Genomic DNA, 12,782 nt, shown 5'->3' on the forward strand with positions numbered 1-12,782 from the left:
TTTTGGATCTAAAGATCATAATTCAGACATTTAGATGAGCGATTCGGACATCACAAGCATGATTTCAGACATCCATCTGCGCAATCCGGACAAGCGACCATTTAAATCGGACATTTCATTATAATTCGGACAAGCTATGCACTTTATCGGACATTTGCTCAGCCTATTCTATGGGAAAAGCTCTCAGTGCTTATCAAGTTGTGGGTTCGTGTTATACTTATAGAACAAGAGTTCGAGAAAAGGACGGATGATCGTGTCAAAGTGGTACCCGAAGAATGGCCGCGTCATTTTTCATGTTGATATGAATAGTTTTTATGCCTCTGTCGAAATGGCGTTCGATCCTTCACTGAAAGGCAAACCTCTCGCCATCGCAGGTAATCCGGAAGAACGGAAAGGAATCGTGGTGACAAGTAGCTATGAGGCACGTAAGTATGGTGTCAAGACAACGATGCCTTTATTTGAAGCGCGTCGTCTTTGTCCAGATCTTATCGTCATGCGTCCGAACTTTGAACGTTATCGTACGGCTTCAAAAGAGATGTTCAAAATTCTTGCCGATGTGACGGATACGATTCAACCTGTTTCGATTGATGAGGGATATATGGATGTGACAAGTTGCGCTGAACAGGGCTCTCCTCCAGAAATTGCTGAGCGTATTCAGCAAAGGGTTTATGAAGAACTCGACCTTCCTTGCAGCATAGGCATCGCACCGAACAAGTTTCTAGCCAAAATGGCATCTGATATGAAAAAGCCTATGGGCATCACGATTTTACGAAAGAGAGATCTTTCGAATAAGTTATGGCCACTTCCCATCGGTGAAATGTACGGGGTTGGGGAGAAGACGGCAGAAAAATTGAAGAAACTTGATATTGAAACGATTGGTGATCTGGCTAACCGTCCTGTTCTTGATCTGAAACGATTATTAGGTATAAATGGAGAGCGACTTCAGAATCGTGCCAACGGAATCGACGATCGACCTGTCGATCCGGATGCGGTCCATGAATTCAAGAGTATCGGTACTTCCACGACGCTTGCACAAGATACAACGGATGATGCGGAAGTGAGAACCGTTTTACGTAGGCTCTCCAAAAAAGTGGAGGCGCGTATGCAAAGTAAAGAAGTATTAGCGAGGAATGTCCAACTGATGATTCGCTACCACGACCGAAAGACCGTTACAAGAAGTAAGCAACTAAGTGAGTTTATCCAACATGCAGATGACTTATTTAATGTAGCGATTCAGCTTTTCGATCAACACTGGAATCAAGTTCCCGTCCGGTTACTAGGGGTGACGGCAACAGATTTAGCAGAGAAGTCAGAAGTGACCCAGCAGCTTGATTTATTTAATTATGAGGAGTACGCGGGTAAAGAAAAATTGTACAAAGCCATTGATGATTTGACTGAGAAATATGGCCATAACCCATTTAAAAAACTTTCTTCTCCTAAGGATGCACAAGTTACAACGAGCTTTCAAAAGGACTTTTTAGACGATTTTAAAAAGGAATAATGAACCGCTTTTCATCCATACTAAGGATGAAGGGAGGCGATGTTTCATGGGTAAAGATCGTCAAGAAAAGAAGCTGAAGCGATCAGGGAAAGTTGAATCCGATCGTGATCAGAGCCTGAGTTATCCTGGTGCAACGAAAATGGAAGGACCAGAAGCTGCGCGAAAGCGACGATAGGAGGCGATTGACCATGGGTAAGCGCATGGGACCGAAACAACAAAAAGCTCCCCATTTACCGAAATCCCCTCAAATGGGATACGGTGAATCAATGGAAGGCTCACATAAAGTGAAAACTGCCAACCATTCTAGAAACAAACAAAAATCATCTCACGATATGTAATGCAGGAGGCAATCGGCGACAGCCGGTTGCTTCTTTTTTTGTATTAGAAGCTATTTTGATATGCAGGGGAAGTAAATGTCCGAAAAAAGTTGTACGACCATCCTTTAAGTGCATAAATGCTCTTTTTTGCATAACACTAACAACTAAAGGAGGTCTAAGTATGCCAGAGCAAATAGTCGCTGTAAGAAAAAATGAAGCCGGTAGCATCATTGAGATGCAACTGTCATCCGGACGCGTTGTAGATTATAAACAAGCGCATGAGTTAGCACGTAGCGGAGAAATTGAGCACGTCCAATTAATCCGGGGAAAAGACGGTGAGGACCACCTCCGCAGTCAGCCAGATGGCGTTCAATCGAATAACTTAGATCAATTACCGACATTTTAACATTAGCCGGAGCGATGAAAGTATCGCTCCGGTATTTTTAGTTCTACAGTTCGTATACCTAAGAAATGAAATTCCTGCATATACATAGTTCAAAAAATCATTGTAAGTCTCAGGAGCCTATAGTACACTAATAATGAAATATATTATTGTTTTTATTACAAAACTTTCACTGGAGCTGATGATATGACCATTGTTGTCGAGAGAGTCAACAAAGTGTACCAAAGCGGAGAAGTCGATATCCATGCATTAAGAGAGGCATCTTTAAACGTACCTGATAACAAAATCGTAACGATCCTCGGACCTTCAGGATCTGGAAAATCGACGCTTCTGAACGTCATCGGAGGAATTGATCGTTTTGATGGAGGTTCCGTACGTGTAGCGGGTCAATCCTTAGAAAACTTAAAAGATGGACAATTGACAGAATTTCGTCGCACGTATGCAGGTTTTATTTTTCAGCAATATAACCTTATTCCTACCCTTACTGTTGAGGAAAACGTAGAAGTCGGCAAGGAACTGAGTCAGAACCCCCTCGATATGAAAGACACACTCGAAAAAGTCGGAATGTGGGATAAAAAGGATAAGTTCCCTTACCAACTCAGTGGTGGGGAACAGCAGCGGGTGGCGATCGCCCGGGCATTGATCAAAAACCCGACATTTCTTCTTTGTGATGAACCGACCGGTGCTTTAGATGAGGAGACGGGGAAGAATATTTTGCGATTATTGAAGTACGTTAATGAAACATACGGAACGACCGTTTTGATTATTACTCACAACCAAGGCATTGGAGATATGGCGCATAAAGTCATTCGTATGAGCAGTGGTGAGATTGTCGAAGAGTATGAAAATGAAAATCCGATCGAACCGGAGAAGGTGACGTGGGCATGATTCTACGCAAAACCATCTCAAGAACAATTAAAGAGAAAAAGTTTCAGTACGCGGGGGTCACGTTGTTATTGGTCCTTGCCGTTATGCTTTATGTTTCGCTTTCCATGGCGATTACGACTCTCGAAGAGCGAAACGATACCTTTACACGAGAGTACAAACAAGAAGCGTTTCATTGGATGTCGAGCGACCCTCTACCAGACGAAGAATTACAAGCACTGGAAGAGCAATTTGAGGTTACGTTAGAAAGGCGTGCTTATCAGGATATTTCCACAGATGAGAATTCATCGCTTCGATTATTTGAGCCAACAACAGAAGTTAACCTTCCTTTTATATCGCAAGGTGAGATGCCAGAGAATGAAGGTGAAATTGCTATCGCGGAAACCTTCGCAGATCGTAATGGATTTAACATCGGTGATGTGGTTTCTATGGGAGGTTTGGAAGCCAAAATAACGGGATACGTTTTTCTGCCTGATTATATTTATATGATTGAGCAACAAACCGATCTTCTGGCGGATGCTTCAATATTCGGTGTTGGGGTGACAACCTCTGAAACGCTTGCCGCACTCAGTGGAAATGAACAACAGCAAATTCTTGGGTGGACGAATTCAAACGAAGTTCCAGAAGGTTTGCGATCAGCCGTTAACACGATAAGTACCTTACTGCAGTTCATTTCTTCCGAGGACAATGCGCGAATCCAATTTGTCGAAAGTGAAATTGAAGGGGCACAATCCTTAATTACCACACTTCCATTATTCATACTAGGCTTATCTATTGCTATGGTACTGATGCTGATGAAGCGGAGGCTGGAGCTTCAGAGGAAAGAAATCGGTACACTTATGGCCCTCGGCTATAGAAAGAGAGAATTACGAAGGCATTACTTAGGCTACGCTTGGATCGTAGGTCTTATAGGGACCATGACTGGTCTTGTCTTAGGAGCGGGATTATCCTTACCTCTTTCGGATCTTTACGCGACGTATTTCAATTTACCCGCATTGTCGATGTTTGATTTTGATCCGGTTGTACTTGTAGTCGGATTCGTTATTCCACTCGTATTGCTGTTGTCCCTTACGATGCTGGTCGTCAACCGAACACTGAAAACAGAACCTCTGACGTTGTTGAAGCCGAAGGAAATGTCGAGTGGAAAGAAATCTTGGTTGGAAAAGTTACCCTGGCTCAATAAAGGCAGCTTTATCCGTCGCTTTCGTCTTCGTCTGCTCGTTCGAAGCAAAGCGCGTAGTTTTTACATCTTCTTAGGTGTGATGTTCTCTACCGTATTGCTGCTTTTCGGTTTAATCACCTTCAACTCAATGGATCGACTGGTCGAAACGACATATGAAGATATACAAAAGTATGAGTACGCGGTCCACTATTCTTCCATACAAACAGAGGACCGTGATGATGATAGTCCTTACACAATGGCGGAAGTAACGATAAACGAAGAAAAAGTCTCCTTATATGGGATCGAACCGGACACTGATGATTTACACTTAATGTCTGAGGGAGAACGGTTGAATGATCAGTTAACGGAAGGAGTAGTCATAAGCAGACCCTTAGCTGCAATCCAGAAGGTCGGTGCAGGTGATGAGTTGACGTTGACAAACTCTTTTAATGACAAAAAATGGACGGTTCAAGTCGCAGGGGTAGCAGATGTGTTCATCGGTAGCAACGTTTATGTACCGAGGACGGAAGCGAACGACTTCTTAGGATATCCTGAAAGTGCTTATACCTCCGTTTGGCAGGACGATAAACCAGCAAGTATGGAAAACGTGTTTATGGTAGAAGATAAGCAAAAAGTGATGGCAAGCTTCGAATCGACCTCAGGTGCGACGAGGAACTCAGTCCTTGGGATGTCTGTTTTCGCTGTACTCATCGGGGTGATTGTCTTGACGTTGCTCACTAATCTGATTGTGGAGGAAAATTCTCCGTCCATCTCATTATTCAAGGTGATGGGGTATCATGAAAAAGAAGTTTCTAAGTTAGTTCTCAATGTCTATACACCGATCGTGGTCGTGTCTTACTTTATCTCCATACCGTTTGCGAGTCTCGGAATCGAGCAAACGATGAATACGCTCGTCCAACAAACAGGCTTCATTTTTCCGACAGATGTCACCTGGTGGATGGTGCTGATCGGATTTCTAGTGATCATGATGACGTATGGCATCTCGCTTTCGTTATCTAAGCGAAAACTGAAGAAAGTCTCGCTTCAGGAAGCTTTGAAAAAACAGCAAGATTGAGGTTTTTGTGAGTAATATGAAAAAGAACCACGTTCCCTGAAAATAGGAGAGCGTGGTTCTTTTTGGTTATCCTAACAACCGTTTGATAATCTTCAGTCCCAGTTCTGAACCGGGATAACGGAAGTTTTGATCGAATTTCGTGGACTGCTTTGTAATGCTTTTATCATGTGTGAACGTGTCAAAGCTTGATTGACCATGATAATTCCCGATTCCACTTTCTCCGACTCCACCGAACGGGAGGTGAGGGTTGAGGATATGGTAAAGGGTGTCGTTAATGCATCCACCGCCAAAGCCGATAGAACCGATGATTTTTTCTTGATCCTTTTCATCTTCCCCGAAATAATAAAGAGCGAGAGGCTTAGGACGAGCATTGACTTGCTCGATCACTTCATCGAGAGTGTCAAATGTGAGAACCGGTAGGACAGGTCCGAAGATCTCATCTTGCATCACTTGATCTGCCCATTTGACTTGGTCTAGTATCGTTGGTTCGATTTTCTGACGCTCTTCGTCTACACGTCCACCAGTCAAAACGGTTCCTTCTTCAAGGTATTGAGAAATTCGATCGAAATGCTGTCCGTTTACGATTTTGACGTAATCAGAACTTTTCAGCGGCTGCTCTCCGTGAAACTCATGAATGTATTTCTTCATAGCCTGAATGAGCTCGGCCTTCACCTCGTGATGAACGAACAAATAGTCAGGAGCGATACACGTTTGTCCACTATTTGTGAATTTCCCCCAGACGATGCGCTTGGCTGCAAGATCGATATTGGCATCTTTATGAACAATCGTAGGGCTTTTCCCACCGAGCTCAAGGGTTACAGGAATCAATCTTCGGCTTGCCTTTTCCATAATAATCTTTCCAACAGGCACGCTCCCCGTAAAGAAGATGTAGTCTAGTGGAGAATCTAGTAGTTCTTGGGTGACCTCTTTATCCCCTTCTACAACAGCAATGTATTCAGGTGAGAAGTATTGTTCGATCATTTTCTTGATCACCCATGAAACCGTCGGGGTGAGTTCAGATGGTTTTATGATGACCGTGTTTCCTGCAGCTATGGCTCCTATGACAGGTGCAAGAGCGAGTTGAATCGGATAATTCCAAGGTGCGATGACGAGAACGGTCCCATAGGGCTCTTTATAAATATAGTTCTTTGACCCGATGTGAGTGAGTGGCGCTTTTACCTTATGCGGTTTCATCCACGTCTTCAATTCTTTCAAATGATGACTGATCTCACTTTTTAAGAAGGCGATCTCTGAAGCATAGGCTTCGTATTCAGACTTATTCAAATCGAAACGAAGGGCGTCAATAATCGGTTTTTCAAAGGTGTTCAGCATTTTCTTCATTCGTTCTAACTGTTCTTTTCGAAACGCGTAACTTCTTGTGTGTCCTTCTTCGAACCATGCTTTTTGTTGATCGACAATCTGATGCATCATGTTTCCTCCTTATTGAGTTCGCTCAATCGCATGCTGGTAAAAATCATGAGCAACCGTCGTATTAGGGAAAATAGACCTCGCTTCTGTTTCCAACTGCTCAATAGCTGTACCATGGTAGCGTGAAGAGATGTGATTCAAAATGAGCTCCTTTACGTTCGCTTCTTTGGCTAGTGTGGCAGCCTGTTCAACCGTCGAATGGTAGTAATCATGAGCCATCTCTTTTTCTTCACTTGCAAACGTCGCTTCGTGTACAAGAACGTTGGCGTCTTTCAATTGATCTTTCAAGTCGGGGAGATAGCGTGTATCCCCCAGGATGGCCACTTTTCTACCTTTTTTAGCTGGCCCGATCACATCCGCCCGGTCAATGACGCGTCCATCTTCAAGGTGTGTTCGATGCTGATGTTTAATCTTTTGATAAATCGGACCTGGCGGAATGCCGAGAGCTTTTAGCTTGTCAGGCTGCAATTCCCCGAGTTTATCTTTCTCTGTCATTATGTAGCCGTAGCTATCTAAGCCGTGCTGTAGTTTGACGGCCTCGACAAGGAACTGTTCATCTTCAAATAATATTCCTTCTTCGACTTCCTCTACATAGAGAGGGTACCTCAAATGGGTGCCGCTTAACCGTAAGCTGATATCAATATATTCTTTAAGACCTCGAGGTCCATACACGGTTACAGGTGTTTCGCCCCCTTGGAAAGACCGGCTACTTAACAGTCCAGGCAGTCCGTAAATATGATCACCATGTAAATGTGTAATGAAGATGACTTCAATACGTCGGGGTCTGATGTTTGTATTTAAGATTTGATGTTGGGTTCCTTCGCCACAATCAAATACCCACGTCGTTCCGCGTTCTTCAAGCATGCGAAGGACGAGAGAAGAGACGTTGCGTTCCTTGGAAGGGACGCCGGAGCCCGTGCCTAGAAAAAATAGTTCCATGTTCATACCCTCCTACTTTTCTTATCATACCATCTGATGGTCGAATGCACACTTGAAAAGCAATGAAGTGATGATTGTCATTATATGTTAAAGTGTTAACAAGTCAATATTTTCTGAAAAATAGGAGGGTGTATGGTGGCGATTTTAGTGAGCAATAAAGGGCATGCGTTTCTTGAATTTTTACGTGTTGAAGAAGAACAAATAGACTCTTATACCAATGATGCCCCCTTAACACATGCGCTGGTGGTGGTTACCTATCAAAATAAGAAGTTGGTAATCTTCAATAAGTGGCGTCAAAATTGGGAGTTACCTGGTGGCATGATCGATCGAGGTGAGACACCACGTGAAGCTGCCATTCGTGAATTAGAGGAGGAAACCAACCAAATCCATGAAACCATGAGCTTCAGTGGTCTAATGAAGTTTCGGTTGAAGCCTGATGATCGATTAGAATATGGTGCCTTATATAGTTGTGATCTAGATCATGTTCGTTCTTTTGTCGAAAACGAAGAAGCTTCTTCGATTCATTTTTGGGACGAAAGCGAAGACATCGGTGATGTGGATGAAATCGACAGGGAGTTGCTCCATTATGGTTAGTGTCGTCATTTTTGATTTTGATGGTCTTGTTTTTGATTCTGAAACTTATGATTTACAATCCTTTGAACACCTATATCAAACGTACGATCTATCGTTTCTGAAGGAACAATGGACGGAATCGATTGGTAGTACTTTGAGTTTCGATCCCTATGCCAAGCTGCTTGAAACCAAAGCAAAATTAAGTAGAGAAAAAGTGAGAAATGAGCGTCAAGAACTCTACCTTGCGTTTTTAAATGACAGTAGTCCGCGTGAAGGGGTTGAAGATTATATACTCCACGCAAAGTCTGAAGGAATTCACGTAGCCCTTGCTTCAAGTTCGACAAGGTCATGGATTGATCATCATTTAAAACAATTGGGTATGGAGGAGAGTTTTGACTACCTTTGCACAGCCGATGATGTAGAAGAAGTGAAACCAAGTCCAGAATTATACGTAAACGTATTGGAGCATTTCTCGGTCTTACCAGAAGAAGCGTTAGTATTTGAAGATTCTCCGAACGGTTCTCTGGCAGCCATTCGTGCAGGCATTCCTTGTGTAGTCATTCCGAATGAGACGACAAAGGATTTAATTTTTGATGAACGGATTGCATTGCGTTTAGAAACGATGGGCGAATTTCGACTGAGCGAATTGCTCAAATTTTTGAAGGAATGAGGGGGAACCATGGATCTTTTACTAGTGCTCTCCTTTTTAGGAGTAGCGATCATGCTGACATTGATGCCAGGGCCAGACATTCTATTCGTCATTGCTCAAAGCATTTCTCAGGATAAACAAGCAGGAATCATGACAGCCCTCGGGCTTTGTACAGGACTTCTTTTACATATTACAGCGGCTGTTGCAGGGTTGTCAGCTCTGATTTATCAATCCGCTCTCGTGTTTTCCATTGTAAAGTATGCAGGGGCTGCTTACTTGCTTTATTTGGCTTTTCAAGCTTTTCGTAGTCATCAAGATAACCTCTCTTTTGTAGAGCAAAAGCCAGTCAGCTATAGGTCGCTTTATAAAAAAGGAATCATTATGAACGTGCTGAACCCGAAGGTATCCTTGTTTTTCTTAAGCTTGCTTCCCCAGTTCGTCCATCAACATAGTGGCTATGTAGCTGGTCAGATGTTCGTGCTCGGCTTTGTGTTTCTCGTTCAGGCTTTTGTTATTTTTACGTGTGTCAGTCTGTTTTCCGATAAAGTCGGGAACTGGATTAAGCGACATCAACGATTGGCTCGTCGTATTCATTTGGTTGAGGGAGCGCTGCTTACCTTAATTGGCATTCAAGTGGCGTTTAGTGGGAAATAAAGTCTCACTAACACACAGTAAAAAGGACTGAAATATGATTTCAATTAATGAAAGCAATGAGCAAGATGAAGCGGTTTTATTTTTGCGCAATTACGTGTTTTATAGGATTGACCACAAAACTTCTCAAGTAGGTGATAGATTATGAGGCTTTATGAAATCGCTAGCTTGTTTCTCTCGCTATCTACACTTGGTCTATACATATGGAATCCATCAGTACCTTTACTCACCCTCTTTATCATTGCATCTTTTACCTACGGAACGTTGTATTGTGTGAGAAACTATAGCAAAAACAAAGAAAAGATTTTGGGGCACCCTGATGCCAAATATGATGATCACAAAAATAAGTACATTCATCGTTATGACGGTGGTGGAGATGTGGATGGTTTTGATTGAGCAATTGAATACATATCTAGCGAGCAATCTTCTGTAAGAAATACATAAGGATGGTGCAATAAATGAACCAACAGCTTATTCAACAATTAAAGGTATTAGAAAAGAGTCATATTTCTCTAGAAGTCCGAACTTCTAAAGAAGCAATGAATGAAATATTAGCCGATGAGTTTTGGGAGATTGGCAGTTCCGGAATCATCTACGATAAAGAGTACTGTCTGGAGCAAGGGGTCGTGCTAACGGACATGTCCTTGCACCATTACCATGTTCAAGAGTTGTCAGAAGGAGTTGCTTTGGCGACGTATTTAGTTGTGGATAAAACGAGACAACGAAATACGTGGCGCAGTTCGATATGGAAGTTTATCGATGATCGTTGGCAATTGTATTTCCATCAAGGAACTATAACAAAAGACTCACCTGAATTAGAATCTCTCAATGGACGAAGCGATGTAGGATTACGTTCATTCTCTTCGAATGAGAAATAGTGGAGGGATCATGAAAAGAATAACTCTGTTTTTATTTATTCTAATCCTCATCGGTTGTCAGCAAGAATTAACTTTGCCTCCTCAACCACATATAACGGTTGAAGGAGAAAGCGTTACTTACATTCAAGGGAATTTCTCATGGGATGGAGATGGTCGCATGAGCCCAGATCCGTTTGAAAAAGCGGGAGAGTTAGAGCCGATTTCTGTAGAACCTCATTCAAAGTTGAGTATAGTTTTCGAAGATGCGCCTAAACACATCCAGGCGGGCATCTATGACATAATTCATTGATTAACATGCCTAAAGAAGAAGGCAAGTATCTCTATTTCCTGCATGTACAGTACAGTGAGCAAGAAGAAGCGGACTTTATGTTTCACATAAAAGTAGTAGAAGATAAAGGATAAATTTTATTTTTTGGAAAAAATTGAAACGTTTCACTGATTGAGACGTATTCGAAGTAGAAGAATAGAAGACTGATGATTTGCTCAATAGATATCTTTAAATAGAAGGGAGGTATTCTGAATGAAATTTGCAGTAAGTGCCATCATGGCTCTCCTTGTAATGGTGGGGTGTCAGAATAGTGCTCAAAGCTTTGAAGAAGTTTCTTTGAAGAATGAGCAGGGAGAAGTGCTCGCGACCGCTGAGGACTTCGCTGGTGCAAGTTTAAATGAGCGTGAAGGCGATACGCTCATTACTGTAAAGTTCGAGGATGAAAGCAAAGCAAAAGAATTGACAGAGCGCCACTTGGGCGAAACCATTTCTGTGTATTTAAGTGAAGAAGTTGTTTCTTCTCCTGCAATCCAGACCGTGATTGATAGCCGCTCATTGGAAATCAATGGCGATTACACGAAAGAAGAAGCAGAGTTATTTGTTGATTCAGTGAATCAGTAAGTTTCTCTTAGAAAAGGAATTACCAGTTTATTCTGGTAAGTCCTTTTTTTAGCTTTTTGCAGGCTGTTGAATAAGTCTGTGCAGAGATTCTGTTTGATCATATAAGAATACCGTGGGATTAGCTGGAACAGAACCTCACCAAGTATTGTGCTGTCATCAGTAGAGCTCTACCCTGTAGTTGAATTAATAGAGGAACAGCCTTCCTGTAGTGAGGTGGCGTGGAAACGGCGACACTCCTGCAGGATCCTGAGGCTTGGGTGAGATCCCGCAGGTCGCATAGCGACTGAGGAAGCTCACCGCCTCCTGTGGAAAGGGAGTCGTTTCCGCGCCACCGGTCCCTTCTTAACTTGGAAGAACCGAAAGTAGCCTTTTCAACATACTGAAACAAGCTGGAGGCACCCTCCAGCTTGTTGTATTACCATGCCCGGTTGTATTGTCTTGGTCCTTCTAGTTCATATCCAAGCTCATCAGCGGCTTGTTTCGGCCAGTATGGATTTTTCAATAAAGCTCGTGCTAGGAAGATCAAATCCGCACGATCGTTTTGCAGTATTTCTTCTGCTTGGTTTCCAGAAGTAATGAGACCGACGGCTCCAGTGTCGATATCAGCGCCGCTTTTGATTTGTTCAGCATAGCTGACTTGATAGCCAGGATAAGGTTCGATGGATGCCGGCACAACTCCTCCTGAACTGACATCAATGAGGTCGACACCTTGTGCTTTCATTTCCTTTGCGAAATAGACAAAGTCCTCCATCGTATTTCCTTCCTCATGGTACTCTTCACCAGAAATACGGACGAAAAGAGGTCCGCTCCATACACTGTTTATCGCGTCGATCGTCTCACGTAGGAATCGGTAGCGCTTGTCGCGTGAACCGCCATATTCATCCGAACGATCATTCGTAAGTGGTGAAAGAAACTGATTGATTAAGTATCCGTGTGCGCCGTGCAGTTCTATAACATCAAATCCAGCTTGTTTGGAACGGATTGCTCCTTGGCGAAACGCTTCAATTGTACGTTTTATATCTTCTTGCGTCATTTCCGTCGGCACTTTGAACGAATCTGTGAATGCTTTGGCGCTCGGAGAAAAGATTTCATCCCGCAAATTCGCCTTCCTTCCAGCATGCGCAAGTTGGATGCCCGCCTTTGCACCATGGCGATGGATGCCTTCCGTGATGTTCTGCAAGCCTTCGACTTGTGCGTCTTCCCAAATACCAAGATCCTCATGTGAGATTCGGCCTTCTGGTAGAACACTTGTCGCTTCGGTCATCACTAAACCGACTTGTCCAGCTGCACGGCTTTCATAGTGGGCCAAGTGGAATGGCTGCGCATGCCCGTCTTGGTCATGTGAAGAATACATACACATCGGTGACATGACAATACGGTTTTTTAACGTTACATCTTTGATCGTATAGGGTGAAAACAATTGGTGTTTCAA

General features: G+C 43.0%; 15 protein-coding genes. 12 read left to right on the top strand and 3 right to left on the bottom strand.

Annotation, left to right across the window (positions count from 1 at the left end):
• Positions 1-253 precede the first annotated feature (253 nt).
• From H0266_RS02075 to H0266_RS02100, 6 genes are all read left to right on the top strand, one after another.
• On the top strand, positions 254-1,501 hold the full coding sequence (locus H0266_RS02075) for a DNA polymerase IV (protein WP_343063189.1): 1,248 nt from the start codon (positions 254-256) through the stop codon (positions 1,499-1,501).
• Between the two features lie 46 nt (positions 1,502-1,547).
• The gene (locus H0266_RS02080; RefSeq protein ID WP_181470721.1) at positions 1,548-1,676 is read left to right on the top strand and encodes a YpzI family protein; all 129 of its coding nucleotides are present in this window, start codon (positions 1,548-1,550) and stop codon (positions 1,674-1,676) included.
• A gap of 13 nt (positions 1,677-1,689) precedes the next feature.
• A complete protein-coding gene (locus tag H0266_RS02085) occupies positions 1,690-1,839 on the top strand; it encodes a small acid-soluble spore protein P (RefSeq protein WP_181470722.1) in 150 nt (49 codons plus the stop codon).
• Positions 1,840-1,999: 160 nt separating this feature from the next.
• Positions 2,000-2,224 (top strand): DUF3892 domain-containing protein, encoded by a 225-nt coding sequence (locus tag H0266_RS02090; protein ID WP_181470723.1) that lies wholly within the window; start codon positions 2,000-2,002, stop codon positions 2,222-2,224.
• Between the two features lie 183 nt (positions 2,225-2,407).
• Positions 2,408-3,109, top strand: a complete 702-nt coding sequence (locus tag H0266_RS02095) for an ABC transporter ATP-binding protein (protein ID WP_181470724.1) — start codon at positions 2,408-2,410, stop codon at positions 3,107-3,109.
• Positions 3,106-5,343, top strand: a complete 2,238-nt coding sequence (locus H0266_RS02100; protein WP_181470725.1) for an ABC transporter permease — start codon at positions 3,106-3,108, stop codon at positions 5,341-5,343. The genes H0266_RS02095 and H0266_RS02100 overlap by 4 nt, the downstream gene beginning before the upstream one ends.
• 66 nt (positions 5,344-5,409) lie before the next feature.
• Here the strand turns inward: H0266_RS02100 and H0266_RS02105 are convergent, their stop codons facing one another.
• A complete protein-coding gene (locus tag H0266_RS02105) occupies positions 5,410-6,771 on the bottom strand; it encodes an aldehyde dehydrogenase (protein WP_181470726.1) in 1,362 nt (453 codons plus the stop codon).
• Between the two features lie 12 nt (positions 6,772-6,783).
• Positions 6,784-7,710, bottom strand: coding sequence for a ribonuclease Z (gene rnz / locus H0266_RS02110; protein ID WP_181470727.1), 927 nt, complete (start codon positions 7,708-7,710; stop codon positions 6,784-6,786).
• A 135-nt stretch (positions 7,711-7,845) separates the two neighbouring features.
• On the opposite strand from rnz, the gene H0266_RS02115 reads away from it, so the two are divergent.
• From H0266_RS02115 to H0266_RS02140, 6 genes are all read left to right on the top strand, one after another.
• Positions 7,846-8,304 (top strand): NUDIX domain-containing protein, encoded by a 459-nt coding sequence (locus H0266_RS02115; RefSeq protein WP_181470728.1) that lies wholly within the window; start codon positions 7,846-7,848, stop codon positions 8,302-8,304.
• Positions 8,270-8,953, top strand: coding sequence for an HAD family hydrolase (locus tag H0266_RS02120; RefSeq protein ID WP_181470729.1), 684 nt, complete (start codon positions 8,270-8,272; stop codon positions 8,951-8,953). Before H0266_RS02115 ends, H0266_RS02120 begins: the two co-directional genes overlap by 35 nt.
• Positions 8,954-8,962: 9 nt before the next feature.
• The gene (locus H0266_RS02125; RefSeq protein ID WP_181470730.1) at positions 8,963-9,586 is read left to right on the top strand and encodes a LysE family translocator; all 624 of its coding nucleotides are present in this window, start codon (positions 8,963-8,965) and stop codon (positions 9,584-9,586) included.
• Positions 9,587-10,041: 455 nt separating this feature from the next.
• Positions 10,042-10,461, top strand: coding sequence for a nuclear transport factor 2 family protein (locus H0266_RS02130; RefSeq protein WP_181470731.1), 420 nt, complete (start codon positions 10,042-10,044; stop codon positions 10,459-10,461).
• A 10-nt stretch (positions 10,462-10,471) separates the two neighbouring features.
• Entirely contained in the window at positions 10,472-10,750 is a 279-nt protein-coding gene (locus tag H0266_RS02135; RefSeq protein ID WP_181470732.1) for a hypothetical protein, read from the top strand.
• Positions 10,751-10,981: 231 nt separating this feature from the next.
• Positions 10,982-11,350 carry a SecDF P1 head subdomain-containing protein gene (locus H0266_RS02140; protein ID WP_181470733.1) on the top strand — a complete coding sequence of 123 codons (369 nt, stop codon included), beginning with the start codon at positions 10,982-10,984 and terminating at the stop codon, positions 11,348-11,350.
• A 415-nt stretch (positions 11,351-11,765) separates the two neighbouring features.
• On the opposite strand, the gene namA is transcribed toward H0266_RS02140, so the two are convergent.
• The gene (namA, locus tag H0266_RS02145) at positions 11,766-12,782 is read right to left on the bottom strand and encodes an NADPH dehydrogenase NamA (protein WP_181470734.1); all 1,017 of its coding nucleotides are present in this window, start codon (positions 12,780-12,782) and stop codon (positions 11,766-11,768) included.

Source organism: Halobacillus locisalis (assembly GCF_013694105.1).
Taxonomy (GTDB): domain Bacteria; phylum Bacillota; class Bacilli; order Bacillales; family Halobacillaceae; genus Halobacillus; species Halobacillus locisalis.